Origin of the sequence: Mycolicibacterium iranicum, assembly GCF_014190915.1 — a bacterium.
GTDB classification, from domain to species: Bacteria; Actinomycetota; Actinomycetes; order Mycobacteriales; family Mycobacteriaceae; genus Mycobacterium; species Mycobacterium iranicum_B.
This window is the reverse complement of sequence record NZ_JACHVU010000017.1, coordinates 24679-48751: the sequence shown is the minus strand read 5'-3', so window position 1 is coordinate 48751 and position 24073 is coordinate 24679. Positions and strand designations below refer to the sequence as shown.

The following is a 24073-nucleotide window of genomic DNA, read 5'->3' as shown; positions in this document are numbered from 1 at the left end:
CCACCCGAAGAATTGGGGTGGGCGGGGACTGTGACTGAAAGAAGCAGAAGGGGCATCGGTGGCTGACCGCCTAGTTGTCAAGGGTGCCCGGGAGCACAATCTGCGCGGCGTCGACCTCGACCTGCCGCGTGACGCGATGATCGTGTTCACCGGGCTGTCGGGCTCCGGCAAGTCGTCGCTGGCGTTCGACACCATTTTCGCCGAGGGCCAGCGCCGCTACGTGGAGTCGCTGTCGGCCTACGCGCGCCAGTTCCTCGGGCAGATGGACAAACCCGACGTCGACTTCATCGAGGGCCTGTCGCCCGCGGTGTCGATCGACCAGAAGTCCACGAACCGCAATCCGCGCTCCACGGTGGGCACCATCACCGAGGTCTACGACTACCTGCGGCTGCTCTATGCCCGCGCAGGAACTCCGCACTGCCCGGTGTGTGGTGAGCGGATCGCCAAGCAGACCCCGCAGCAGATCGTCGATCAGGTCCTGGCGATGGACGAGGGACTGCGCTTCCAGGTGCTCGCGCCGGTCGTACGTACCCGCAAGGGTGAATTCGTCGACCTGTTCGACAAGCTCAACACCCAGGGCTACAGCAGGGTGCGCGTCGACGGTGTGGTGTACCCGCTCACCGAGCCGCCGAAGTTGAAGAAGCAGGAGAAGCACGACATCGAGGTCGTCGTCGACCGCCTGACGGTCAAGGCGTCGTCCAAGCAGCGGCTGACCGATTCGGTGGAGACTGCCCTCAACCTGGCGGACGGGATCGTCGTGCTGGAGTTCGTCGACCGCGAAGACGACCATCCGCACCGCGAGCAGCGCTTCTCCGAGAAACTCGCCTGCCCTAACGGCCATCCGCTGGCCGTCGATGACCTGGAGCCGCGGTCGTTCTCGTTCAACTCCCCGTACGGCGCGTGCCCGGAGTGCGTGGGGCTGGGCATCAAGAAGGAGGTCGACCCCGACCTCGTCGTGCCCGACCCCGATCTCACCCTGGCCGAGGGCGCCATCGCACCGTGGTCCATGGGCCACACGGCCGAGTACTTCACCCGCATGCTGTCGGGTCTGGGGGATCAGCTGGGCTTCGACGTGAACACGCCGTGGAAGAAGCTCCCCGCCAAGGCGCGCCGGGCCATCCTCGAGGGCTGCGACGAGCAGGTGCACGTCAGGTACAAGAACCGCTACGGCCGCACACGCTCCTATTACGCCGATTTCGAGGGCGTCATGGCCTTCCTGCAGCGGCGGATGGAGCAGACCGACTCCGAGCAGATGAAGGAACGGCTCGAGGGCTTCATGCGCGACGTCCCGTGTCCTGAGTGTGACGGCACCCGCCTGAAGCCCGAGATCCTCGCCGTGACGATGACCGCGGGGAACTTCGGCGCGAAGTCGATCGCCGAGGTCGCCGAGCTGTCGATCGCGCACTGCGCGGAGTTCCTCAACGCCCTGACGCTCGGAACCCGTGAGGCGGCGATCGCCGGACAGGTGCTCAAGGAGATCCAGTCCAGGCTCGGCTTCCTCCTCGATGTCGGACTCGACTACCTGTCGTTGTCGCGGGCTGCCGGCACACTGTCCGGCGGTGAGGCGCAACGTATTCGGCTGGCCACCCAGATCGGTTCCGGTCTCGTCGGCGTGCTCTACGTGCTCGACGAGCCGTCCATCGGTCTGCACCAGCGTGACAACCGCCGGTTGATCGACACGCTGGTGAGGCTGCGCGACCTCGGCAACACTCTGATCGTCGTCGAGCACGATCTGGACACCATCGCGCACGCCGACTGGGTGGTCGACATCGGTCCGGCCGCGGGCGAGCACGGCGGCCAGATCGTGCACAGCGGCACCTACGAAGATCTGCTCACGAACCCGGAATCCATCACCGGCGCCTACCTGTCCGGCAAGGAACAGATCGACGTCCCGGCCATGCGCAGGGTCGTCGACAAGAAGCGCCAGCTCACCGTGGTGGGAGCCCGGGAACACAACCTGCGCGAGATCGACGTCGCGTTCCCGCTCGGCGTGCTCACCTCGGTCACCGGGGTCTCGGGGTCCGGAAAGTCGACGCTGGTCAACGACATTCTCGCCTCGGTGCTGGCCAACAAGCTCAACGGGGCCCGTCTGGTGCCTGGCAGGCACACCCGCATCAACGGGCTCGACCACCTCGACAAGCTGGTGCGCGTCGACCAGTCACCGATCGGCCGGACCCCCCGCTCGAACCCGGCGACCTACACCGGCGTCTTCGACAAGATCCGCACGCTGTTCGCCGCCACCACGGAGGCCAAGGTCCGCGGGTACCAGCCGGGCCGCTTCTCCTTCAACGTCAAGGGCGGCCGCTGCGAGGCGTGCTCCGGAGACGGCACCATCAAGATCGAGATGAACTTTCTGCCCGACGTGTACGTCCCGTGCGAGGTGTGTCAGGGGGCCCGATACAACCGGGAAACCCTCGAGGTGCACTACAAAGGCAAGACCATCGCCGAAGTGCTGGACATGTCGATCGAAGAGGCCGCCGACTTCTTCGCGCCGATCAGTTCGATCCACCGGTATCTGAAGACGCTGGTGGACGTCGGGCTCGGATACGTCCGGCTGGGACAGCCGGCCCCGACGCTCTCCGGCGGCGAGGCGCAGCGCGTGAAGCTCGCGTCCGAGCTGCAGAAGCGCTCGACCGGCCGCACGATCTACATTCTCGACGAGCCGACGACGGGGTTGCACTTCGAGGACATCCGCAAGCTGCTGGCTGTGATCAACGGCCTGGTGGACAAAGGCAACACCGTCATCGTCATCGAGCACAACCTCGACGTGATCAAGACGTCCGACTGGATCGTGGACATGGGCCCCGAAGGCGGATCGGGCGGCGGCACCGTGGTCGCCACCGGCACCCCGGAGGACGTTGCGGCCGATCCCGACAGCTACACCGGCCACTTCCTCGCCGAGACGCTCGGGGTGCAGCGGCCGAAACCCAAAGCCCGGACCCGCCGCAAAGTGAGTGCCTGACCTGACCAAGTCTGCTGTCAGCCAGTCACCCGCTCTTGCTCAGCGGTGACGGAAACCTCGGGTTGATCCGCACACCAGCCAGCCACGACGTCAGTCGTTCGGCGCGGGCGGTCAGGTCGGCCTGGGCTTCGCGGCTGATCGACTCCAGCAGCATCAGCTCGACGCGCGCGTCGGCGTCCTGACGCCACGCGCCGACCACCCGGCCATCCCCCCATACCGTGGGGCCCGCGTTGCCGTTGCGGTCGAAGACCTGACTGCGGTGCGCGCCGAGGTACCACTCTCGGTCGGCCCAGCCCATGGTCGTCACGTCCAGCCCCGGCAGCAGCGCGCACCACGGCTCCACCTCGGGCTCGGGCTCGTCATCCCCGGGCAGCACGAACGCGGGTGCGCCGTCGACGTCGACCTCGATCGCGTCGAGGTCCGCCAGCGCTTGCCGGGCCCAGCCCAGCGTGTTGCCGAACCACCACTTGACGTCGTTTACCGTTGCCGGCCCGAAGGCGTACAGCCAGCGCCGGACCAGCTCGGCGCGGGCCTGGGAAGCGTCGACGGCAGCCGCGGGTGTCAGCCAGTGCGCCGCGGCGGCCCAGCGGGGTCGCGATGTCGTCCACCCGCCGTCGTTGGGCCCACGCACGATGTGTCCCCGGGCGGACAGCACGGTCAGCACTCGGGGGGCCAGATGGCCCTCGCCGCCGTAGGCCTTGCCGGGGGCCGGGTCGTAAGTGCCCGTCAGCTCCGGCAGCGCCTCGCGCAGCTCTCGGGCGCTGCACGGGCCGGAGCCGCGCAGATGGTTCAGCACGGCCTCGCAGGCGGTCTCCAGCCACAACTCTCCGTCAGGGGCCACACCCGCCTTCTGGGCGTCCGCGGCCAGCCGCCGGGTTTCGTTGACGGCCACCCGGTCGCTCGCCGCCGCCTGCACGGACGGCAGGTCCAGCGGCCGCACGATCCACAGCGTGCGCCTCATCGCGAGATGTTTGACGAGCGAATGGTTTTCGTAGAGCGCGCAATTCAGGTCTGCGACGGTGAAATCTGGCAGCCGCGCCCACAGGCTCAGATACGGCGTGGCGGGATCGGTGGCGTGCAGCCCCACCAGCCGGCCGGTGATGTCCTCCGCGGAACCGACGTCGCCGGCTGCCAGCTGGTGGCGCCTCGCGAGCCGGGCACGTCGTTCGTCGGCCGTGAAGGACCGCATCGTCATCTCTCCGCTCTCCACTCTCCACGCGGGCGCGCATCTGCGTGGGGAACCGTACCGTCGCCCGCCGACAGCGGCCGAAAGTTGGGATCGGTAGCGACACCGCACGGTTTGACTTCGTTCAGACGACGCCACAGAGGCGACGCACGAACGAAGGGAAACTCCCGTGGAGGGAAAGAAGGCGATGAACCGAGTTGTCGCGAGCATGATCGGTCTGGCCGCAGGCGCCGCCCTCGTGGTGGGCTGCTCCGACGACAAGGGCTCCACTGCTGCGAGCTCGTCGTCGGAGAACACCCAGGCCTCCGCCGAAGCGTCCTCCGGAGGTAAGACCGAGGTCAAGGTGGACGGCGCCGACCTGGCCGGTCTGGACCTCAATTCCGTGACCTGCGTGAAGCAGGGCGGCAAGATCAACGTCGCCAGCGGCGCCATCGGTGGCCAGCAGGGGCTGGGCATCGTGATGACCGACGAGGCGACACCGGTCGTGGAATCGCTGGGCATGGTCGTCGACGGCAACGCACTGGCGGTGACCAACGCGATGGGCGCCAAGTCCGGCGCGGCCGAGGTCACGGTCGACGGTGAGAGCTACACCATCACGGGCGAAGCCGTCGGCGCCGACATGAGCAACCCGATGGCGGGCATGATCACCAAGCCCTTCACCGTCGCGGTCACCTGCAGCTGACCTATGTCGCTGCCCGGAGCGGCGGGCGTTCCCGACACGCCCGCCGCTTCCTATGATTGCGCGGTGACCCCACTTCCCGGTCATCGCGACATCGAGCAGGAGCTCGAACGAGCGCGACATCTCGCCTTTTCCGCCGACGAAGACACGGCCAAGGACGTCCTGCTGGCGTTGATGCCACGCATCGAAGAGGTGGACCGCGACGACCTGCTCCTGGAGGTGTACGCACAGCTCGGGGACCTCTATCTGGTCAGGACGGCCTACGACGGGGTGACGGAATGTCTGAAACGTATCGAGGACTGCCTGCAGATCTACCGCGACATCCAGGCGGGGCGTCGGCCGGATCTGGTCCCGCAGGTCACGCTGACCGCGACCGAGGTCAACCACATGGTGTGCCGTTACGGCCGGCGTTCGCTTTTCCTGCGGGCAGGACTCGCGGCCGCTCACGGCGAACACGAAGCGGCTGCTGCGCATCTGCGGGCACTCATCGAGGAGCCCGGAATGTTCGATGACCTCACCGGTGAGCACGCGTACCTGATCACCTACGCGAGGATCCTCAGCGCCGTCGCCCTCTGCGACGACGACCTCCATGTGCAGTCACTTCCGCTGTGGGAGCAGGTGTTCGCGGCCATCGAGGGGCCGGGGGACGGCAGCGAGTTCGACGACAACCTGCGCGTGCTCGCCGGGACCGGCTACGGCAGGTTCTGTGTGGAGACCGGACGGCTCACCGAGGCCGAGCCGTGGCTGCGGCGCGCCGGCGCCCGGGCGCAGGCACGTAACTGGCGCCTCGCGACCGCCCGAACGCAGCTGGAACGCGCGACCGCGGCGTGGTCGGCCGGTGACCGGGCCCGTGCGCAAGACCTTGTCCACGAGGCCTACCCGGCGATCGCCGACGGCAACCGGGCCCACGACGTGTCGCGCAGTTGGCTGTACTTCGGTCTGATCAGCATTTCGGTAGGGGCGCTGGACGACGCCGACGAAAGGCTCAGCCACGCCGAGCGACACTGGCGTGAGATCAACAAACCCTTGCACATCCACCGAATCCTGTTGCAACGCAGCTGGGTCGACATCCTGCGCGGTGACTTCGCCGCCGCCACCGATCGCGTCACGAGCGCCCGCGAACTCCTCGACGCCTGGCCCCGGCACAGTTGGCTGCAGTACGCCCGGCTCGACGACCACCTGGGTTCGATCCTGCGCGCAGACGCCTTGGCGAACCCGGACGGGGCCGAGGAGAAATTCGCCCGCGCCGCGGATCTGAAAGTGCCCGCCGCGCTCGCCGTCGACTCGGTCCGCCATGCACTCAACGATGCCGATGCCCGGATGCGCTGGGCCACCCACGTGTCGTCGCGCCTGCTTGCCGGCGCATTCGCGGTCGCCTGGGAGTGGGGCAATACCGCCCTCGTCAGTGAGCTCATCGAATACCACTGTGCACGAGGAACTTTCAGTGTTCCGCAGTCGCCGCACGGCGCAGACTGGGCGGACACCGCGACGGCTGCGGTCCCGGTCGACGATGCCGAGGAGTACGCGCTCGTGGCCTCGGGTCCGGCGACGACGACCGGCGCGATCCTGACGACACTCGGCGCCCTGCCTCCCTTGCGGATGGACCCACAGGCCGAACACGTCCTGGTGCACTACCGCGATCTGGCCCATCTGCGGTACGGCCGCCGGGTCACCTCGTCGGAACCGGAATGGAGCACCTGGCCGTGACCGCCGCGACGTTGATCCTGCGTTTCGCCGATGTCGGCGTAGCCACCTACGCCAGCCTGCGGGTCGTCGGCCGGCCCGAGGCGACCGTCACCTGGGTGGTCGAGGAGTCCGCGCTGACAATGGTGGGCGGTCTTCTCGCCGACGCCCTCCCCGATCCGAAACCGTCGGAAAGCCTGCGGCAGGCGCTCGAACGTGCCCTCACCGCGGGCTCCTTCTCGGCTCCGGCCGCCGAGCAACACCTCGCGCGCGTTCTCGGCGAGACGCTGATCCCCGCCGCCGGTTGGCAATTGATCACCTCACACCCGCATCCGACGGTGTTCGTCGCTCCGACGGGACGACTGGCGCAGGTGCCGTGGGTGATGCTGGAACACCCCGAAGGTTCGGGAGAGCGCCTGATCGACCTCGCTGACGTCCTGTTCGCGGCACCGCCGAACATCGCGAACGCGCCCCGCTCGGCCGTGCAGTGGACGGAGCGCCGCGACCGGCCGGCGCTGCTGATCCTCGATCCGCGTGTACCCGGGCAGCGGCCCGATTCGGCACTGGGGTCGGTCCTGGGCAGGCCCGACCCCGAGGGGCAGCTGACCCGCCACTTCGCCGAGGTCCGCGCCCGGCGCGACGTGCTGCCCGAGGTGGCGGCGCCGGTGCAGCTGTTCCGGTCCGCAGAAGCCGACCGAGGCTGGCTGGCGGCCCAGTTGTCCCGGGCGCCCGCTCGGCTGTTGTTCGTCGGCCACGCCACCGCCGCCGACGGGGAGGAAGGTCACGCCGATCGGGCCGCCGTGCACCTCGCCGACGAGCTTCCGCTGGCGGCAGGCGATCTCATGGCCGCGCAGCTGCCCATACCCCCTCGTGCGGCACTGCTGGCCTGCTCTTCCGGCAGCGATTACCGGTTCGACGAGGCCACGGGCCTGGTCGCCGCGCTGATCCTCGGCGGAGCCGTGTTGGTGACCGCCACCCTGTGGTCGTTGCCCACCGCGGCGGGGTACCGCCAGTTCTGCCGGTCGGCGACCGCAGACGCGGATCCGATGGCCGACGCCGTCATCGCCGTCGACGTCGCACACGAGGCGCCGGACGCGGGCCGCGCCGTCAACGCCTGGCAACGGGAGCAGCTGACCCGCTGGCGCGGAGGGGATCTCGGCGCCAGCCCGCTGTACTGGGCGGCGCTGGTCAGTTTCGCGGTGGACGGTGCGCGGTGAGGCTCACGAGTGCCCGCGGCGCGGGACGCGCACAGCGACCGACGACTCGTCACCGGGACGGTAGTACATGTCGATGATGCTGCCGGGCGTGAAGTGCGCCAGAGACGCTTCCGGGATGAGCGTGGTCTCGCGGGCCGGGAACTGCCCGCCCTCGGGGCGGCTCACCATGACGTCGAGCTCGACCTCATGGCAGTCCGCGGTGAAGTCACCGGTCAGGCGAAGCCCGACCACCACGCCGCGCGACCTGACCACCGCGTGGCTGGGGACGAGCAGCACAGCGGCGGTGCCGGCGATCAGAAAGCTGAAGAACATCAGGGTCAACAGGCTGGGCATGCGAAGAGAGTCGATGATCGCCACGGCTACCGAACCCAACTTCTATTCTGTTCCGGTGACTGCGGGACCCGAGACCACGGTGGCCGTGCGACAGCCTCGCCGGGCGGTGATCGAACGCGCCTGGCGCGCGATCGGCCCGGGCGTCGAGGTGCTCAGCGCCGACGACGGTGGTCCCTTGAGCCGCACCGTGAAACGGATCATCGATCCGCTCGTTCTGCGGCTGCGCTCCAACACGAAGTTCTCGGCGCCGTGTGTGCCCCCCGACGTCGCCGCCGAGATGCACGACGCCATCCTCGGCCACGCCGAGGACCTGCGCGCCACGGCCGGCTGGTTCGACCTGCTCAAACGAGGCCGTCGCCGGTTACGCATCACCACCGGCAACGCTCAGGAGCTGTACTTTCCGCTGTGCTTCGAGCTCGCGGTGACCCGCGGGGCGCCGGCCGATGAGGACCACGACGCGGCGACCGCGATCCTCCAGGAGATCCATTCCGACCGCGACCGCACCGCCATCGAGGTGCTGAACCGGCATGTCACCGATCAGGACGTCGTCGAGGCGCTGTCGGCGCAGGTCCTGGACAGCTGGCTCGATGTGCGGGCCGGAGCCGAGATCACCGGGCCGTTCCTCACCGGGCTGACCACGGTGCTGGGGCGCGCCGACGGTCACAAAGCGACGGTGGCCCGCCAGCGGGTGTGGTCGGCGCTCGTGGCCGACGCGACGCCGTACAACCTCGGTGCGGCCGCGCGCGGCGCCGAGCCGGCGCTGCCGTGGTCGATCGTCGGCCTCGGCTTGAGTTCCAGTGAGCCGCAACGACCTCCGGCCATCACGGCGGGCGAGGGCGACCGACCGTTGGACCGCAGTGTGGTCGACCGTGTGCGGGCCACGCTGCGCCGGGCGCTGGCGCGCGACGAACTGCCCGATGTCCCGCTGCTGTGCGCCGAAGAGGTCGACCGGTCCTGCGCTCCCTGGGGATTGCTCGGCGAGGACAAACAGGCCACGTTGATCGCGGGTATCGAGGTGGCGGTCGACCTCGCGCCGCTCGACGAGACGGCGCAGTGCCGCACCGATCTCGCCCGCCAGATCCAGGCCCGGTTGCGCAAGGAGGCCTACGTCCTGCACGCACGGCGGTACCTGGCCGACGGTGCCGCGGTGCATCCCCGACAGCAACACATCGTCGACGAACTCGCCGCGTTCCGGCGGCCCTACCTGAGCCGGCTGTGGGCCAGGCTGCACGGTCGCGACGTCTGGCAGGAACCGTGCTCGGACGTCGACGAGGTGCGTGAACTCCTGGAGGGCGTGTCCCGCTCGGTGAGTCTGGACCACCGGCAGCGCATCAAAGCGATGCTCGAAGCGCAGGTGGCACAATGAGATTCACGATCGAATCGGGGCTGTGGACGACGGGTCCCACACCGGATGCCCCAGAGGTGACAGCGGTCCTCGAGGTGTCCGGGGCGGTGCTGTCGTGGACGGTCGACGATCCCACCGCGGGCCCGCAGATCACCTTCACGGATCCGGTCCGTGCGGACTGGCTCTGGCGAATCCTGGGAGAGGACGGTCACGACGCGGTGACGCGGGCACTCCTGGGCGTCTCCGAGGGCGCTGTCGTCGAGGTCGGCGGTGCGACGGTGCGGATGGAATCTCTGGAGCCGCTGCGCCGACTGGCGCTCGGACACTGGCTGCGGCGGTGGTGGCCGGCGAGCCAGCGTGACGGGATCGCCGAACTGGACGACACGATCCTGGATTGCGAGGTGGCGCTGCTGACCACCGCCGCCGAGGCCTATCTCACCGACGACACGTTCGATTCGGACGTGGCGGAGCTCCTGCGGCCCCACGCCGGGGTCCTCGGCACGCTGGCGCGTCAGGGCGATCCGCGGGTGGGGGAGTTGGTCGGTGCCTGCGCCGACCTGGCCGATGAGGTGGGTGTTGAGGTCGCTGCCCCGGTGCAGGACGCGACACCGGCGTCACGGGACGGCTATGCGCTCGTCGCCGGCGCGGCCGGTCCGCGTGCCGGCCAGGCCATCGCCGCAGGTGTGGCGTCGGTGAACTGGACCGCGGTGCCGCCCCGGGTGTTCGACGCCGCCGAGGGCACGGTGAGCTGGCGGGTCCAATCCGACTGCGAGGTTGCCACCGCCGTGGTGCAGGCCGAGCTGTCGGGACCTGCGTCGCCCACGGGCATCGCCGTGCGTGTCAGCTCCGGTGACATCGGCGGTGCGGGCTCGCTGGACGCGGCGGGGACGGCCACCATCGCATTGGTCGACCGGAGTCGCGCGTCGATCTCCGAAACTGCTGCCTGGGGCCGGGATTGGACTGATACGGCGGTGTCCGTGGGGGCCGAGGTCGCGGAGTCGCCCGAGATCCGGGACCGGGTCCGCGCTTTCGCCCGGGCGCGGCTGCAGCGCCCCGGTGGTGACGCGTTCCTGGCCGAGGTGCGGGCCGCCGAATCCGATTACTGACCGGCGTCCGGTTTCGGGCCCATGGATTCACGGATCTGCGCGAGGCGCTCGGCCGCAGCGCGTTGCCGGGCGTCGTACTGCTGCTCGATCGTGCGTCCCTCGGTCGTCTCGGACGCCAGTTCCGCCGACCCGATCGAGGTCGTGTAGCGGGTCTCGATCTTCTCGCGGACGGATTCGAACGTGGGCACGCCGTCAGAGGAGTACCCGCTCTCGGGGGCGCTGGTGGGTTCGTCCGACATAACGGTCACGCTACCCGCGCAAGGCCTCGGGGAAGCCGACCTGAGCCACCCCGGGTGTGCCGATCTGCGCGGCGAGCCAAGGCAGGGCGGCCGTGAACGCGGTGGAGGCGAAGGGCCAGTCGTGGTTGCCGGGCTGGCTGACCACCGCACAGTCGATACCCGCCTGCCTGCCCTGGTCGCACAGGGACCCGGCGGCCACCGCCTGGTCATTCGGCCTGCTCCCGGCGGCGCCGGAGCTGTTCACGTCGAACCATCCGGCGACGCCCTGGTAGGGACCGTGCCGCGTGATCACTGCCGCCGGATCGAACGCGGCGTAGGACGCCTGGTTGCCGCCGAACAGCCGGTCGATCGTCTCGGCCCGGTCGCCGGCATTGGGCGCCGCGTCGCCGGCGATGTCGACGAAGGCACTGAACGTGTCCGGATGCATCACGGTGAGGTCGACCGCGCAGGTGCCGCCCATCGACCAGCCGACCACGCCCCAGTTCGCGCTGCCCGCGCTCACCCCGTATGCCGACTTCATGTAGGGGACAACGTCTTTGACGAGGTGGTCAGCCGAATTGCCGCGGGTTCCGTTGACGCATTCGGTGTCGTTGTTGAACGTGCCGCCGGGGTCGACGAACACGAACACCGGTGCGTAGCCGCCGTGTGCCGCAGCGAAGTCGTCAAGCGTCTTGATCGCGCCCCCGGCGCGCAACCAGTCCGCGGGGGTGTTGAACTCGCCGCCGATCATCATCACGGTCGGCAGTGCGGGGGGTGGGTCGCTGGCATACCACGCGGGCGGCAGGTAGACGAACTCCTGTCGGTGCTTGAATCCCGAGGCGCTGTACGGGATGTCGACGGGAACCACGCTGCCCTTGATGGGCACCCGGTGCTGCTTCTGCATCGCCGCGACCGTGACGGCGTCGGTCTGATCGGGCAGCGGTCCGGCGGTCATCTGATTCCACGCCGTCTGCACGGTGGGGAAGTACCCGACCCACAGGTTGAGGGCCAGTGCCGCCGACAGTGCACACAGGGGCACGGCGATCAACGCGGCCACCCGCGGTCGCCACCGGCTGCCCCGCCACCCCGATACCAGCACCCCGATCGACAACCCCGACAGCGCGATCCACAGCCAGAGGGTGTGCGGTGCGGGGTTGGTGTCGTCGGCGACGCCGGCGGATTCGATGTAGCAGTAGGTCGCCATCGCCAGGGCCCCGCCGATGAGCGCCGACCACGGCAGCCATACCCGCCGCCAGCGCCCGGTGCGCCACCCGAGCGCGAGGACGACCGCGGCCGCGGCGAGGCACTGCACGGTCAGCGGCAGCCAACCGTGCATCAGCGAAAGGTTGTGGCGCAGAGCCTCTGCCACAGTGCCGGGCAACGTCACGAGGACCAGGATGGCCGGGGTTCCTTGGCGGGCGCTGTGAGCAGGCTGCCAACGAGGTGGGGGACCGGTGTCAGCGCGGTTTGGCGAGCGGGAAGGGCAGTGTCTCGCGGATGCTGCGGCCGGTGATGAGCATGACGACGCGATCGACACCCATGCCGAGCCCCCCGGTCGGGGGCATGGCGTATTCCATCGCCTGCAGGAAGTCCTCGTCGAGCTCCATCGCCTCGGGATCGCCGCCCGCTGCCAGCAGCGACTGTTCTTCGAGCCTGCGCCGCTGTTCCACCGGGTCGGTGAGCTCGCTGTAGGCCGTGCCCAGCTCGACGCCCCAGGCGACGAGGTCCCAGCGTTCCGCGACACCGGGGATGCTGCGATGCGGGCGGGTCAGCGGTGACACCGACGTCGGGAAGTCTTTGTAGAACGTCGGCTCCTCGGTGCGGTCCTCGACGAGACGTTCGTAGAGCTCCAGGACCACCGCACCGGTGTCCCAGTGCGTCAGGTAGGGGATTGCGGCCTTGTCGCACAGCCTGCGCAGGGTCGCCAGGTCCGTCTCGGGGCCGATCTCCTCGCCTAGTGCCTCGGAGACCGCGCCGTGCACCGTCTTGACCGCCCACTGCCCGGAGATGTCGACGGGTTCGAGTACGCCGGGGTCGTCCTTGCGGGGGCGCAGGAAGACGTGGGCGCCGTTTGCGGCCTGCGCCGCATTCTGGATCAGCTCCCGGCACCCGTCGATCCACACGTTGTAGTCGGCGTGCGCCTGATAGGCCTCCAGAAGTGTGAACTCCGGATTGTGGCTGAAGTCCACACCTTCGTTGCGGAAGGCCCGGCCCAGCTCGAACACCCGCTCCACGCCGCCGACGCACAACCGCTTCAGGTAGAGCTCGGGGGCGATCCGAAGGTAGAGGTCGAGGTCGTAGGCGTTGATGTGGGTCAGGAACGGACGCGCGTTCGCCCCGCCGTGAATCTGCTGCAGGATCGGCGTTTCGACCTCCAGGAAACCCTTCGCGACCAGCGTTTCCCGGATCGCGTGCAGGACCCCGCTGCGAGCCCGGATCAGCTCGCGGGCATCGGTGTTGATCGCGAGGTCCACGTAACGGGCCCGGACCCTGGCTTCCTGGTCGGTGAGACCCTTCCACTTGTCCGGCAGCGGACGCAGGCATTTGCCGGTCAACCGCCAGCGGGTGACCAGCACCGACCACGTGCCCGACCGGCTGTGACCCATGGTCCCGGTGACCTCGACGAGGTCACCGAGGTCGATGGTGCGGGTGAAGTCCGCGGTGCTGCCCTCGGTCAACACCGAATTGTCGAGGAGCAGCTGGGTTTCGCCGGACCAGTCGCGCATCTGGGCGAAGAGCGCACCGCCGTAGTCGCGCAGGCGCAGGATGCGGCCCGCGACGGTCACCTCGGCGCCCTCCTGGCAGGCCAGCGCTTCGGCCACGGTGTGGCTCGGCGGATCGCCCACCGGGTAGGCGTCCACGCCGTCGGCCTGCAGCGCTTTCAGCTTGGCCATCCGGACCCGCTCCTGCTCGGGCAGCTTCCGAGGTGGGTTGTCGTCGTCGCGGTCGGTGCCGAGACCGTCGGAGTCGGGTGCGGTCCCGTCACTGTGCAGCATCCCGGTCGCCACCAGAGACCCCGGCGCCGCGATGTGGTGGCCGGTGTGCGGCTGCTCGTGACGACGCGAGAACGGAAGGACGAGATAGCCTTCGGCGATGACCGAGGCGACGCCCACTCTGGGCACCAGTCGCGCGTCCTCGTAGCAGGCGTAGCGAGGCACCCATTCGGGCTGATACTTCATGTTCGAGCGGTACAGGGTCTCCAACTGCCACCAGCGTGAGAAGAACACCAGCAGCCAGCGCCACAGCCGGGCCACCGGGCCTGCGCCGAGTTGGGCGCCCTGCTCGAAGGCGGACCGGAACATCGCGAAGTTCAGCGAAATCCGGGTGATGCCGACGTCCTCGGACTGCAGGCACAGCTCGCTGACCATCAGCTCGATGGTGCCGTTCGGCGACTGTGGGGAACGCCGCATCAGATCCAGCGACACCCCGTTGCTGCCCCACGGCACCAGCGAGAGCATCGCGACGACGGTGCCGCTCCCGCCCTGCCCTCCCGCGTCGTCCTGGATCGCTTCCACCAGCAGGCAGTCGGCGTCGGCCGGGTCCCCGAGGCGGCCCAGTGCCATCGAGAAGCCCCGCTCGTCCTCGGTGTCGCGCCACGCGTCGGCGTGCCTGACCACCTCCGCCATCTGCTCGCTCGTCAGCTCGCGATGTCTGCGGAAACGCACGGAGACCCCGGAACGCCGCGCACGGGTCACGGCCTGCCGCACTGCGCGCATGTCGGGCCCCGACAGCCGGAACTCGTCCGGGTGCAGAATCGCTTCGTCGCCCAGCTGCAGCGCGTTGAGGCCGGCCTCGCGGAACGCCTGGGCGCCCGTCGTGCTGGCGCCCATCACCCCCGGGGCCCAGCCGTAGGTCTCGCAGAGTTTCAGCCATGCCTCGATCGCCAGCGGCCACGCTTTCGGGTCGCCGACGGGATCCCCACTGGCCAGGCAGACCCCGACCTCGACGCGATAGGTGATGGCCGCGCGGCCGTTGGGGGCGAACACGACCGCTTTGTCGCGGCGGGTCGCGAAGTAGCCGAGCGAGTCGTTCTTGCCGTACTGCTCGAGCAGGCCGCGGATGGCCGATTCGTCCTCGCCGGTGAGCGCGTTGTCGGCGCGCTGTGACTGGAAGAGCACGATCGCGGCGATCATCAGTGCCAGCGCGCCGAACAGCCCCAGCACGGCGTTGACGAGAACGTGCGGGTGGCCGCTGAACGAGTCGGCGTCGGCTCCGGCGAACGCGCTGACCCGGTTGAGGGCGTACCAGAAGCGGTCAGGCCTGGCGAGGCTGCCGGGGAACAGCTCGAGCAACCCCCACCCGATGAGGGTGCCGACGGCCATGCCGGCGACCAGGGTCGCCGCGGCCTTCACGAGAGCCCCGCGGCGCACGCGGGCCCAGAACTCCTTGCGCGCCAGCAGCAGGAAAGCGACCGCGGCCACGTGGAAGCCGAGGCCGATGACCTCCCCGATCTCCTGGAACCATCGCTCCCCGCCTTCGACGAGATCGGCGATGTTCCAGACGGCCGCGGCCGCCATGTAACCGACGAGGATCCACCAGGCGATGCGTTTGCGCGCGGCCAGCGCCGCGGCAAGGAGGGTGAGCACGAACGCCCAGGCGAAGCTGGTGTCGGGGAAGTTGAAGATGTAGTCGTCGACGAACTCGCGGGGGACCCGGATGATCGAGCGGACCAGCGGGGACAGGCTTGCCAGCAGCGACAGGGTCGCGATCACGCCGACGATCCAGCCGGCGGCCGCGGGCACCCACCGGTAGCCCGACTTCGGATGTGCCCTGACGAGGCTGGTGGGGGTCATAGGCCGCGAGGATATTCGCTCGGCGGCCTACTCGCGGGGATGTTCGGTTGCGCCGAGTGGCGCTACCAGACCGGCCCGGTGTATTTCTCTCCCGGACCGTGCCCCGGCTCGTCGGGCGCCGCGCTGGCCTCGCGGAACGCCAGCTGAAGGCTCTTCAGTCCGTCGCGCACCGGCCCCGCATGGGGTCCCAGATACTCCACCGAGGCCGTCACCAGCCCGGCCAGCGCCGTGATGAGTCGCCGCGCCTCGTCGAGGTCCCGATACGGGCTGTCGTCGGGGTCGGCGTCGGAGAGCCCCAGTTTCTCCGCGGCGGCGCTCATGAGCATGAGGGCCGACCGGGTGATGACCTCGACAGCGGGGATCTCGGCCAGTTCGCGCACGGGCGGCTGATCCGCCGGTTCGGCAGATGTCGGGAAATCCGTCATGCCTGCTAGACTGGCATGCGCGACCGTCCCGGCTTACGCCAGGGACAGCAAGTGGAGTCCCGCTCCCACCGCTGACCGACGTTCATTCGAAGGTACAGCGGTCCGGTCACAGACATCGACGATGTCTGTCCTGGTCGGCTGTGGGCCCTGCCTTGAGCAGGGCTTATCTGTTCTGTCAGAACAGTGTGCCGACGGCGTGAGGGACTCCTGAGGACAACATAGGAGGCCCCATCAGCACTGAGACCCGCGTCAACGAGCGCATCCGCGTACCTGAAGTCCGCCTGATCGGACCGGGCGGTGAACAGGTAGGCATTGTGCGCATCGAAGATGCACTCCGCGTCGCCGCGGATGCCGATCTCGACCTTGTCGAAGTGGCCCCGGATGCCAAGCCTCCGGTGTGCAAGATCATGGACTACGGCAAGTTCAAGTACGAGACGGCACAGAAGGCGCGCGAGTCTCGCAAGAACCAGCAGCAGACCGTCGTCAAAGAGCAGAAGCTGCGTCCCAAGATCGACCCGCACGATTACGAGACCAAGAAGGGTCACGTCATCCGCTTCCTGGAGGCGGGGTCGAAGGTCAAGGTGACGATCATGTTCCGCGGGCGCGAACAGTCGCGACCGGAACTGGGCTTCCGACTCCTGCAGCGCCTCGGCGCCGACGTCGCCGATTACGGCTTCGTGGAGACGTCCGCCAAACAGGACGGACGCAACATGACGATGGTGCTGGCACCGCACCGCGGCGCGAAGACTCGCGCGAAGGCGGCGCACGATGCCGACGCCCCGGCGGCCCAGCGCGCCACTGCGCAGCCCGCCGACGCACCGACCGATACACCACAGAACTGAGGAAACATGCCCAAGGCGAAGACCCACAGCGGCGCTTCGAAGCGGTTCCGTCGCACCGGAACCGGCAAGATCGTCCGGCAGAAGGCCAACCGTAGGCACCTGCTGGAGCACAAGCCCAGCAAGCGCACCCGTCGTCTCGACGGCCGCACCGTGGTGGCGCCGAACGACGCCAAGCGCATCGCCAAGATGCTGAACGGCTAGCCGCCGGCACACCGAAGCCTGAACCTGACCCCACTGAGATAGGACTACCCCCATGGCACGCGTGAAGCGCGCACTCAACGCGCAGAAGAAGCGGCGCACAGTACTGAAGGCCTCGAAGGGCTACCGCGGCCAGCGGTCGCGCCTGTACCGCAAGGCCAAGGAGCAGCAGCTCCACTCGCTGACCTACGCCTACCGTGACCGCAAGGCGCGCAAGGGCGACTTCCGCAAGTTGTGGATCACACGCATCAACGCCGCGGCCCGCCTCAACGGCATCACCTACAACAGGCTGATCCAGGGCCTGAAGGCCGCCGGTGTCGAGGTCGACCGCAAGAACCTGGCCGAGATCGCCGTTAGCGATGCTGCCGCGTTCGCCGCCCTGGTCGAGGTCGCCAAGGCTGCGTTGCCCGCCGATGTGAATGCTCCGTCGGGCGAGGCTGCCTGACCCTCACCGAGCGTTCTGCCCGGGTCGCGGCCGCAGCGAAGCTGCACCGCCACACCGGGCGCCGCCGCGCCGCACGCTTCCTCGCCGAAGGTCCCAACCTCGTCGAGGCCGCGCTGCGGCGCGGACTCGTTTCCGAGGTCTTCGCGACCGAGAGCGCCGCGGACAAGTTCGGCGCGCTGTTGGACGGTGCCGAGGTGCACCTCGTCACGGAGAAGGCCGCAAAAGTCCTGTCGGACACCGTGACTCCCGTCGGCCTGGTCGCCGTGTGCGCGATGCCGGACACGCGGCTCGACGATGTGCTGGCCACCGGCCCGACGTTCGTGGCGATGCCGGTCGAGATCTCCGAGCCCGGGAACGCCGGCACGTTGATCCGCGTCGCCGATGCGATGGGCGCCGATGCGGTGGTGCTCGCCGGTGACAGTGTGGACCCCTACAACGGGAAGTGCCTGCGCGCCTCTGCGGGCAGCATCTTCTCCCTTCCCGTGGTCACCCACGGTGATGCGGTCGACGCCGTGCGGCAGGTCCGGGATGCCGGCCTGCAGGTTCTCGCGACGGTGCTCGACGGCCGGGTCAGCCTCGACGACGTGGACCTGTCGCCGCCCGCGGCATGGCTGTTCGGACCCGAGGCACACGGCTTGGCGCCCGAGGTCGTCACGCTGGCCACGTCGACCGTGCGCATCCCGATGAGCGGCAGCGCCGAAAGCCTCAACGTCGCCGCCGCAGCGGCCATCTGCCTGTATCAGACGGCACGCGCGCGGCGTTCCCGCTGAACGCCGGGCAACATCGTCATTCCTCGACCAGTGTCCTGAGACGCCCGATGGCCCTGTCCCATCGCAGCGACAGTTGCTGCAGATAATCGCCGGCCGACGTGAGCGGGTGTCGTTCCACGTTCCAGATCCGCTCGCGACCGCGTTTGGCGCTGCTGACCACCCCGACGGCCTGCAGGATCTCGAGGTGTTTCGTCGCTGCCTGCCGCGACAGGTCGATCGACTGGGCAAGTCGCAGAGTGGAACTCGGCCCTGCCTCGCACAGCCGTATGACCATCCGCAGCCGGTGCGGATCACCCAGCGCGTCGAACACCGACGCCGTCGAGGAAACGGACGTCATCGGGCGGCGTGGAGTGCGACGAACTTCGCGATGAGCTGCAGCTGAAGGGACCAACCCTCGCTGTTGCCGTCGCGGGTCCGGTCGCGGTGGTCGTCGGGCAGTGCCTCGAACCCGGATTCGACGATCTCGAGCAGGGTTCCGTCCGGCTGCCGGCTGAGCGTCAACTCGACGAGAGTGGTGAGTTCGGCGAAGTCGCTGTCTGGCAACGGATTCCAGCGGAATGCGAGCCGCTGCAGCGGCTCGACGGCGACGATCCACAGGGTCACCGGGGCGCCTGTGTAGGGTCGCTGCCTGGCGGCGATCTCGTCGTCGACCTGCGTCTCGGTGATCTCACCCGAGACGGTCGCGCCCTCGACAAAGGGTCCGTCGAGGCGCATGCCGAACCACGTGCCGAACTTCGACGAATCGATGAGGGCGTCCCACACCCGTTCCAGGGGTGCGTCGAGCAGGGCCTGCTTCTCGATACGGTCGACAGACATAGGCAACCTTTCTGTTGCCTTATACTCCACCACCGACCGCCGAAAAGCGCAACCTGCAGGTTGCCTTCAGTGGCTGGCCTTCAACATCCGCTCCGAGACGGCCAGCAGCAGTTTGCGCGGCGCCACCCGGTAGCCCGAGGCCAGGAGGGTGTTGCGCAGCCCCGAGACCACGGTCGGAGTCGACCGGTCGAGCGCGGCGAAGGCGGTGTCCACCACCTGCTTGGACGTCTGCCGACCGTCTGTCATGAACTCCTTTCCGGTGCGGGAGAAGAACTCCGTCTTGGTCGCACCGGGACACAGGGCCAGCACCCGGACACCGGTGCCTCGACACTCCTGCCACAGCGCCTCGCTGTAGGACAGGACGAACGCCTTGGTGGCCCCGTAGACGGCCATGCCCGGCGTCGGCTGGAACGCGGCCGTCGATGCCACATTCAGAACGACTCCGCGTCCCCGTTCCACCATCGCCGGCAGGAACCGCGCCGTCAGGTCCACCAGGGTGCCGCAGTTGAGCTGGATCTGGTTCGCGTTCGCTTCGGGCTCCTGGTCGACGAACCGTCCGTGGACGCCGACGCCGGCATTGTTCACCAGAACATCGACCGAACGGCCGAGCCGCCGCACCTCGGCGGCGAGTTCGCTGCCCGAACCGGGTGTCGCCAGGTCGGCGGCAATGACATCGACGACGATGCCGGGGTGTCGTGCGGTGAGGGTGTCCCGCAATGCGGCCAGCTTCTCGGCCCGGCGGGCGACCAGGATGAGATGGGATCCGCGGGCGGCGAGCTGAACGGCGAACTCCTCGCCGATGCCCCCGCTCGCTCCGGTGACCACTGCGGTGAGGTTGTCGAATTCCACCTGGGGCTCCTTCGTCGGCGCCCCAAGGCTAACCGCTGAGCAGACCCCTGGCCACGTGGGTGATCTGAACCTCGTTGCTGCCGGCATAGATCATCAGGGATTTGGCATCGCGCGCGAGCTGCTCGACCCGGTACTCGGTCATGTAGCCGTTACCGCCGAAGACCTGGACCGCCTCCATGGCGACGTCGGTCGCGGCCTGCGAGCAGTACCACTTGATCGCCGAGGCTTCCGCCAGCGAGATGGGGGTGCCGGTCTGAGCCGCTTCGATCACCCGGAACAGCATGTTGCGCACGTTGATTCGAGCCACCTCCATGCTGGCGAGCTTGAGCTGGATCAATTGGAACTGCCCGATCTCCCGACCCCACAACGTGCGTGACTTCGCGTAATCGACGCACAGTCGCAGACATTCCTCGATCACCCCGAGCGCCATTGCGGCGACGCCGAGACGCTCGGCGGAGAAGTTCGCACGGGCACTGTCGCGGCCGTCGCCGCCGGCGGCGTCCTCGGTCTCACCGAGCAGGCGATCCCGACCGAGCCGGACGTCGTCGAAGAACAGCTCGCCGGTGCGCGAGGAGTGAATTCCCATCTTGCGGAACGGCTTCGACTGGACGAAACCCTCCATGCCGCGATCCAGTACGAACGTCAGGACCTTCCGGTCGCGTCTGTCGACGCTGGGATCTCCCTCGTCCAGCTTGGCGTAGACGACCACGACGTCGGCATCGGGGCCGTTGGTGATGAACGTCTTCTGCCCGTTGAGGATGTAGTCGTCGCCGTCGCGGACCACAGACGACGTCATCCCGCCGAACGCATCCGAACCCGAGTCGGGCTCGGTGATCGCCCAGGCGCCGACCTTGTCGTACGTCACCAGGTCGGGCAGCCAGCGCTCCTGCTGCGCCGTTGTGCCGCGGCCCATGATCGTCGGGACGGTGAGGCCCAGGCTGACACCCATGCCGGTGACCACGCCCATCGACACCCGGCACAGCTCGCTGACGACGACGAATCCCATTCCGGCCGAGCCGCCGTCGCCGCCGAACATCCCGCCGCCCGAGGACGTCGCCGCGGCACCGCTGCGCAACCGGTCCAGCCGCTTGGTCAGCGACTCCCGCGCCATGTCGGCGATGCCGAAGGTGGCGAATAGTTTGCGGATGATCGGATAGGGCGCCATGTCGCCGCTTTCGAGAGCGTCGACGTGCGGGCGGACTTCCTTGTCGACGAATTCGCGCACTGCATCGCGCACAGCGATATCGACATCAGACCATTCGAGCATGCAATCAGGCTGCCTTGCCGCGGTTGCGGGCGCCCGGGCGCACCCCCGCCAGCGAGAAGGTGGTGTGGACGAGCGACCCCACGCGGTCGAGCAGTGACCTGTGCGGCGGCAGGTAGTGCATGGGCATGTCGCGGCGGTCCCGCGGCGGCGCCATGAACGCCGGTGCCTCGACCAGCGGGGCATCGGCCGGAATCTTGCCCTCGGCGCGGCGATAGGCCGCCACCGCCCTGGGGTGCAGTCTGATCTCGTCGGGGACGGCCGTGAACGCGATCTCGACGAGTTTGCCGAACAGACGCAGGACGATCTCGTCGCCCGGTGTCCAGCGCATCCCGGCGCGCTCCCTGACCACCGGATCGAAAACGCCTGCGGCGATCCATCGTTGGGCTCCGACCATCGGCTTGAAGATCTGATCCCACAGCGGCGTCGGCATCAGGACGAACCACGGCTTGGGGATGCGCAGGGAGAAGATGTCCAGCGTCGCCTGGTTGATCTCCAGCTCCTCGCGGCACTGCCGGTCCCAGTAGGCCTGGAACGCCTCCCACGACTCCGGGACGGGTTGCATGCTCATGCCGTACATCCGGTACCACTGGACGTGTTCGTCGAAGAGTTGCTCCTTTTCGTTCTCCGTCAGCCCGCCGCAGAAGTACTCCGCGGTCTTGATGATGAGCATGAAGAAGGTCGCGTGCGCCCAGTAGAACGTCTCGGGATTGAGCGCGTGATAGCGGCGACCTTCGGCGTCCACGCCCTTGATGGTGGTGTGGTAGCCGCGGATCTGTGCCCCGGTGTCCGCGGCGCGGTCGCCGTCGTAGACGACGCCCATGATCGGGTACACCGACCGTGCGACGCGCTGCAGCGGTTCCCGCAGCAACACGGAGTGGTCCTCGACCCCGGCGCCGAGCTGGGGATACATGTTCTGGATCGCGCCGATCCAGACACCCAGCATGCCCGTGCGCACGTCGCCGAAGTACTTCCACGTCAGCGAGTCCGGACCCAGCGGGTGGGGCGCGCGACCGGAGGCCGCGGACGGCATCCGGCCGGAGGCCGCAGACGGCATCCGGCCGGAGGCCGCAGACGGCGCAGAGGAGGAGGACGGGCGTGGGGAGGAGTGTGCCATCGCCGGTGATCGCATCTCCCCACGATAGGGGCTGACAACAGTCGTTGTCTATGAATCGAGCAGTGGCCGGCGCGGGCGTTACGCAGACTCCACCTGGCGGCCATTGGGCCGTGACCTGCCAATTTATTGCCGGGATACGCCTCGATTAGGCTTGGCCACGTGGACGACGACCCGCCCGGCGAGCCAGTAGGCGGTCGGTCCGCAGGACCGCTGGGGTGGCTCAGAGATGCCAACCACCACGACGGTGTCATCGCCTTCCTGCGTCGGGCCCGCCGAGCCCTGCCGGGCGACCCGGAGTTCGGGGATCCGCTCTCGGTCAGCGGCGTGGGTGGCCCGTCGGCCGCCGCGCGTGCCGCCGACCGTCTCCTGGAACGCGAGGCGGTGACCCGGGAGGTCAGCCTGGGGGCGCTGCAGGTGTGGCAAGCGCTCACGGAACGGGTTTCGGGACGGCCCGCCAACGCCGAGGTCACGCTGGTCTTCACCGACCTCGTCGGATTCTCCTCCTGGTCGTTGAGCGCCGGCGACGACGCGACGCTGCGACTGTTACGGCGGGTGTCCCAGGTCGTCGAGCCCCCGCTGCTCGCCTCGGGCGGGCACATCGTCAAGCGCATGGGCGATGGGCTGATGGCGGTGTTCGCCGATCCGACCACCGCGGTGCGCGCCACGATCGAGGCCCGCGAGGCGGTCAAATCGCTTGTCGTGGACGGGTATACGCCACGCATGCGGGTCGGAGTCCACACCGGCCGGCCGCAACGTATCGGATCGGACTGGCTCGGCATCGATGTCAACCTCGCCGCCAGGGTGATGGAGAGGGCGACCCGAGGCGAACTGGTGGTGTCGGAGGCCACCCTCGAACGGATCCCCGAAGAGGACTTCGAGACCCTCGGCGTGACCGCCAAGAAGCTCCGCAAGCAGATGTTCGCGCCTCGGCAGGAGGGCGTTCCGGCCGATTTCGGCATGTACCGGCTGCGTACTCGCAGGCAACTGCCAGCCGACGAGGACGATGACGAGGCCGCAGCCGGCGGATAGTGGGCACGGTGTCGTCCGGATGGCTCGCCCGCGTCTGGTCCCTTCGCGTGACGCTCGGCTATGCCCTGCTCGTCGGCGCGGTCTCGTGGGCGATGGTGCAGATGACACCCGGCGTGCAGGCGGCCGTGATCAGACACGCCAGCACGAACCTGCACAACCTCGGCCACGGCCGGATCGGGACCCTTCTGGGCAGCGCGTTCGTCGCCGACGCCGGTCCCGTCTACCTCTGGCTGCCGGGGCTAATGTGCCTCCTCGCGGCCGTCGAGCTCGCCTGGGGGAGTCTGCGCGCCGTGATCAGCATCGTGGCGGGTCATGTGGGGGCGTCGCTGATCGTCGCGGCGGGACTGGTCGCGGCATTGCGGTGGGGGTGGGTGGCGCCGGCGGTGGTCCACGCCTCCGACGTCGGCATCAGCTACGTCGCCATGGCAGCGCTCGGCGCGCTGACCGCTGCCGTCCCGCGACGGTGGCGTGCCGCATGGACCGGGTGGTGGGTGGCGGCCGCCATCATGGTGGTCGCGTCCGGGCCGGACTTCACCGATGTCGGTCACGTCGTCGCGCTCACGCTCGGGATGGCGGTCTCCGCGCGTTTCGGACATTCGCGGCCGTGGACCGTGCCGAGGGTGGTGGTGTCGGTTCTCGGCGCGGCGTTCGGCTTCATGGTGCTCACCGAGGGCGCCGCGATGCCGTTCACCGCGGCCTGGGGCGTCCTCGGCGCGGTCGCGGGTCTGGGGCTCCTGCGGCCGCGAGCGCGTTCTGTGAGCGGTTGAACGCAGAAGGACCTGCCGGGAAGCGGTTT

General features: G+C 68.7%; 23 protein-coding genes. 12 read left to right on the top strand and 11 right to left on the bottom strand.

What is annotated here, in order from left to right; translation table 11 throughout:
* Nucleotides 1-58: 58 nt before the first annotated feature.
* The gene (uvrA, locus tag FHR72_RS24480; RefSeq protein ID WP_183473525.1) at nucleotides 59-2962 is read left to right on the top strand and encodes an excinuclease ABC subunit UvrA; all 2904 of its coding nucleotides are present in this window, start codon (nucleotides 59-61) and stop codon (nucleotides 2960-2962) included.
* A gap of 25 nt (nucleotides 2963-2987) precedes the next feature.
* Here uvrA and FHR72_RS24475 read toward each other — a convergent pair whose 3' ends face one another.
* Nucleotides 2988-4151 carry a winged helix DNA-binding domain-containing protein gene (locus FHR72_RS24475; RefSeq protein ID WP_183473619.1) on the bottom strand — a complete coding sequence of 388 codons (1164 nt, stop codon included), beginning with the start codon at nucleotides 4149-4151 and terminating at the stop codon, nucleotides 2988-2990.
* Nucleotides 4152-4335: 184 nt separating this feature from the next.
* Between FHR72_RS24475 and FHR72_RS24470 the strand changes: the two genes are divergently transcribed.
* The 3 genes from FHR72_RS24470 to FHR72_RS24460 are packed head-to-tail and all read left to right on the top strand — an operon-like array spanning nucleotide 4336 to nucleotide 7727.
* Complete coding sequence (locus FHR72_RS24470; protein WP_183473617.1) at nucleotides 4336-4830, top strand: lipoprotein LpqH; 495 nt, start codon at nucleotides 4336-4338, stop codon at nucleotides 4828-4830.
* 3 nt (nucleotides 4831-4833) lie between these two features.
* A complete protein-coding gene (locus FHR72_RS24465) occupies nucleotides 4834-6534 on the top strand; it encodes a hypothetical protein (RefSeq protein WP_221194362.1) in 1701 nt (566 codons plus the stop codon).
* A complete protein-coding gene (locus FHR72_RS24460) occupies nucleotides 6516-7727 on the top strand; it encodes a CHAT domain-containing protein (RefSeq protein WP_183473522.1) in 1212 nt (403 codons plus the stop codon). Before FHR72_RS24465 ends, FHR72_RS24460 begins: the two co-directional genes overlap by 19 nt.
* Nucleotides 7728-7730: 3 nt before the next feature.
* On the opposite strand, the gene FHR72_RS24455 is transcribed toward FHR72_RS24460, so the two are convergent.
* Nucleotides 7731-8060: a hypothetical protein gene (locus tag FHR72_RS24455; protein WP_183473519.1), complete on the bottom strand. Its 330-nt coding sequence runs from the start codon at nucleotides 8058-8060 to the stop codon at nucleotides 7731-7733.
* Between FHR72_RS24455 and FHR72_RS24450 the strand changes: the two genes are divergently transcribed.
* Both FHR72_RS24450 and FHR72_RS24445 read left to right on the top strand, forming a co-directional pair.
* Nucleotides 8059-9426: a hypothetical protein gene (locus FHR72_RS24450; protein ID WP_396888512.1), complete on the top strand. Its 1368-nt coding sequence runs from the start codon at nucleotides 8059-8061 to the stop codon at nucleotides 9424-9426. The genes FHR72_RS24455 and FHR72_RS24450 overlap by 2 nt on opposite strands.
* Nucleotides 9423-10511, top strand: coding sequence for a hypothetical protein (locus tag FHR72_RS24445; protein ID WP_183473513.1), 1089 nt, complete (start codon nucleotides 9423-9425; stop codon nucleotides 10509-10511). The genes FHR72_RS24450 and FHR72_RS24445 overlap by 4 nt, the downstream gene beginning before the upstream one ends.
* On the opposite strand, the gene FHR72_RS24440 is transcribed toward FHR72_RS24445, so the two are convergent.
* The 4 genes from FHR72_RS24440 to FHR72_RS24425 all read right to left on the bottom strand — a co-directional run bounded on the left by FHR72_RS24440 (nucleotide 10505) and on the right by FHR72_RS24425 (nucleotide 15947).
* Complete coding sequence (locus tag FHR72_RS24440) at nucleotides 10505-10750, bottom strand: hypothetical protein (protein ID WP_183473510.1); 246 nt, start codon at nucleotides 10748-10750, stop codon at nucleotides 10505-10507. The two genes, FHR72_RS24445 and FHR72_RS24440, sit on opposite strands and share 7 nt — an antisense overlap.
* Before the next feature lie 10 nt (nucleotides 10751-10760).
* Complete coding sequence (locus FHR72_RS24435) at nucleotides 10761-12065, bottom strand: alpha/beta hydrolase (RefSeq protein WP_183473611.1); 1305 nt, start codon at nucleotides 12063-12065, stop codon at nucleotides 10761-10763.
* Between the two features lie 121 nt (nucleotides 12066-12186).
* Complete coding sequence (gene lysX / locus FHR72_RS24430; protein ID WP_183473507.1) at nucleotides 12187-15522, bottom strand: bifunctional lysylphosphatidylglycerol synthetase/lysine--tRNA ligase LysX; 3336 nt, start codon at nucleotides 15520-15522, stop codon at nucleotides 12187-12189.
* Nucleotides 15523-15584: 62 nt separating this feature from the next.
* On the bottom strand, nucleotides 15585-15947 hold the full coding sequence (locus tag FHR72_RS24425) for a DUF1844 domain-containing protein (RefSeq protein ID WP_183473504.1): 363 nt from the start codon (nucleotides 15945-15947) through the stop codon (nucleotides 15585-15587).
* Between the two features lie 230 nt (nucleotides 15948-16177).
* Here FHR72_RS24425 and infC point away from each other — a divergent pair, with 230 nt between their 5' ends.
* The 4 genes from infC to FHR72_RS24405 are packed head-to-tail and all read left to right on the top strand — an operon-like array spanning nucleotide 16178 to nucleotide 18202.
* Nucleotides 16178-16789 carry a translation initiation factor IF-3 gene (gene infC, locus FHR72_RS24420; RefSeq protein WP_183473609.1) on the top strand — a complete coding sequence of 204 codons (612 nt, stop codon included), beginning with the start codon at nucleotides 16178-16180 and terminating at the stop codon, nucleotides 16787-16789.
* A 6-nt stretch (nucleotides 16790-16795) separates the two neighbouring features.
* Nucleotides 16796-16990 (top strand): 50S ribosomal protein L35, encoded by a 195-nt coding sequence (gene rpmI / locus FHR72_RS24415; protein ID WP_183473499.1) that lies wholly within the window; start codon nucleotides 16796-16798, stop codon nucleotides 16988-16990.
* Nucleotides 16991-17042: 52 nt separating this feature from the next.
* Nucleotides 17043-17432 (top strand): 50S ribosomal protein L20, encoded by a 390-nt coding sequence (gene rplT, locus FHR72_RS24410; protein ID WP_183473495.1) that lies wholly within the window; start codon nucleotides 17043-17045, stop codon nucleotides 17430-17432.
* Complete coding sequence (locus FHR72_RS24405) at nucleotides 17429-18202, top strand: TrmH family RNA methyltransferase (protein WP_183473606.1); 774 nt, start codon at nucleotides 17429-17431, stop codon at nucleotides 18200-18202. Before rplT ends, FHR72_RS24405 begins: the two co-directional genes overlap by 4 nt.
* A 16-nt stretch (nucleotides 18203-18218) precedes the next feature.
* Here FHR72_RS24405 and FHR72_RS24400 read toward each other — a convergent pair whose 3' ends face one another.
* From FHR72_RS24400 to FHR72_RS24380, 5 genes are all read right to left on the bottom strand, one after another.
* Nucleotides 18219-18539, bottom strand: a complete 321-nt coding sequence (locus FHR72_RS24400; RefSeq protein ID WP_183473492.1) for an ArsR/SmtB family transcription factor — start codon at nucleotides 18537-18539, stop codon at nucleotides 18219-18221.
* Nucleotides 18536-19018 carry an SRPBCC family protein gene (locus FHR72_RS24395; RefSeq protein WP_183473489.1) on the bottom strand — a complete coding sequence of 161 codons (483 nt, stop codon included), beginning with the start codon at nucleotides 19016-19018 and terminating at the stop codon, nucleotides 18536-18538. Before FHR72_RS24395 ends, FHR72_RS24400 begins: the two co-directional genes overlap by 4 nt.
* 66 nt (nucleotides 19019-19084) lie before the next feature.
* Nucleotides 19085-19867 carry an SDR family NAD(P)-dependent oxidoreductase gene (locus FHR72_RS24390; protein WP_183473485.1) on the bottom strand — a complete coding sequence of 261 codons (783 nt, stop codon included), beginning with the start codon at nucleotides 19865-19867 and terminating at the stop codon, nucleotides 19085-19087.
* A 28-nt stretch (nucleotides 19868-19895) separates the two neighbouring features.
* Nucleotides 19896-21134: an acyl-CoA dehydrogenase family protein gene (locus tag FHR72_RS24385; RefSeq protein WP_183473482.1), complete on the bottom strand. Its 1239-nt coding sequence runs from the start codon at nucleotides 21132-21134 to the stop codon at nucleotides 19896-19898.
* A 4-nt stretch (nucleotides 21135-21138) separates the two neighbouring features.
* A complete protein-coding gene (locus FHR72_RS24380) occupies nucleotides 21139-22188 on the bottom strand; it encodes an oxygenase MpaB family protein (protein WP_396888514.1) in 1050 nt (349 codons plus the stop codon).
* 219 nt (nucleotides 22189-22407) lie between these two features.
* Here FHR72_RS24380 and FHR72_RS24375 point away from each other — a divergent pair, with 219 nt between their 5' ends.
* Nucleotides 22408-23277: an adenylate/guanylate cyclase domain-containing protein gene (locus FHR72_RS24375; protein WP_311736244.1), complete on the top strand. Its 870-nt coding sequence runs from the start codon at nucleotides 22408-22410 to the stop codon at nucleotides 23275-23277.
* Nucleotides 23278-23285: 8 nt separating this feature from the next.
* Nucleotides 23286-24044: a rhomboid-like protein gene (locus tag FHR72_RS24370; protein WP_311736243.1), complete on the top strand. Its 759-nt coding sequence runs from the start codon at nucleotides 23286-23288 to the stop codon at nucleotides 24042-24044.
* Nucleotides 24045-24073 lie beyond the last annotated feature (29 nt).

What these genes read in the sequence shown, in the direction of transcription:
- FHR72_RS24435 (WP_183473611.1), bottom strand. Translation starts at nt 12,065, where the DNA reads ATGCACGGTTGGCTGCCGCTGACCGTGCAGTGCCTCGCCGCGGCCGCG.
- FHR72_RS24470 (WP_183473617.1), top strand. Translation starts at nt 4,336, where the DNA reads ATGAACCGAGTTGTCGCGAGCATGATCGGTCTGGCCGCAGGCGCCGCC.
- rplT (WP_183473495.1), top strand. Translation starts at nt 17,043, where the DNA reads ATGGCACGCGTGAAGCGCGCACTCAACGCGCAGAAGAAGCGGCGCACA.
- FHR72_RS24455 (WP_183473519.1), bottom strand. Translation starts at nt 8,060, where the DNA reads ATGCCCAGCCTGTTGACCCTGATGTTCTTCAGCTTTCTGATCGCCGGC.
- FHR72_RS24445 (WP_183473513.1), top strand. Translation starts at nt 9,423, where the DNA reads ATGAGATTCACGATCGAATCGGGGCTGTGGACGACGGGTCCCACACCG.
- rpmI (WP_183473499.1), top strand. Translation starts at nt 16,796, where the DNA reads ATGCCCAAGGCGAAGACCCACAGCGGCGCTTCGAAGCGGTTCCGTCGC.
- FHR72_RS24465 (WP_221194362.1), top strand. Translation starts at nt 4,834, where the DNA reads ATGTCGCTGCCCGGAGCGGCGGGCGTTCCCGACACGCCCGCCGCTTCC.
- FHR72_RS24380 (WP_396888514.1), bottom strand. Translation starts at nt 22,188, where the DNA reads ATGCCGTCTGCGGCCTCCGGCCGGATGCCGTCCGCGGCCTCCGGTCGC.
- FHR72_RS24385 (WP_183473482.1), bottom strand. Translation starts at nt 21,134, where the DNA reads ATGCTCGAATGGTCTGATGTCGATATCGCTGTGCGCGATGCAGTGCGC.
- FHR72_RS24395 (WP_183473489.1), bottom strand. Translation starts at nt 19,018, where the DNA reads ATGTCTGTCGACCGTATCGAGAAGCAGGCCCTGCTCGACGCACCCCTG.
- FHR72_RS24400 (WP_183473492.1), bottom strand. Translation starts at nt 18,539, where the DNA reads ATGACGTCCGTTTCCTCGACGGCGTCGGTGTTCGACGCGCTGGGTGAT.
- lysX (WP_183473507.1), bottom strand. Translation starts at nt 15,522, where the DNA reads ATGACCCCCACCAGCCTCGTCAGGGCACATCCGAAGTCGGGCTACCGG.
- FHR72_RS24450 (WP_396888512.1), top strand. Translation starts at nt 8,059, where the DNA reads ATGCGAAGAGAGTCGATGATCGCCACGGCTACCGAACCCAACTTCTAT.
- FHR72_RS24460 (WP_183473522.1), top strand. Translation starts at nt 6,516, where the DNA reads ATGGAGCACCTGGCCGTGACCGCCGCGACGTTGATCCTGCGTTTCGCC.
- FHR72_RS24425 (WP_183473504.1), bottom strand. Translation starts at nt 15,947, where the DNA reads ATGACGGATTTCCCGACATCTGCCGAACCGGCGGATCAGCCGCCCGTG.
- FHR72_RS24440 (WP_183473510.1), bottom strand. Translation starts at nt 10,750, where the DNA reads ATGTCGGACGAACCCACCAGCGCCCCCGAGAGCGGGTACTCCTCTGAC.
- FHR72_RS24475 (WP_183473619.1), bottom strand. Translation starts at nt 4,151, where the DNA reads ATGCGGTCCTTCACGGCCGACGAACGACGTGCCCGGCTCGCGAGGCGC.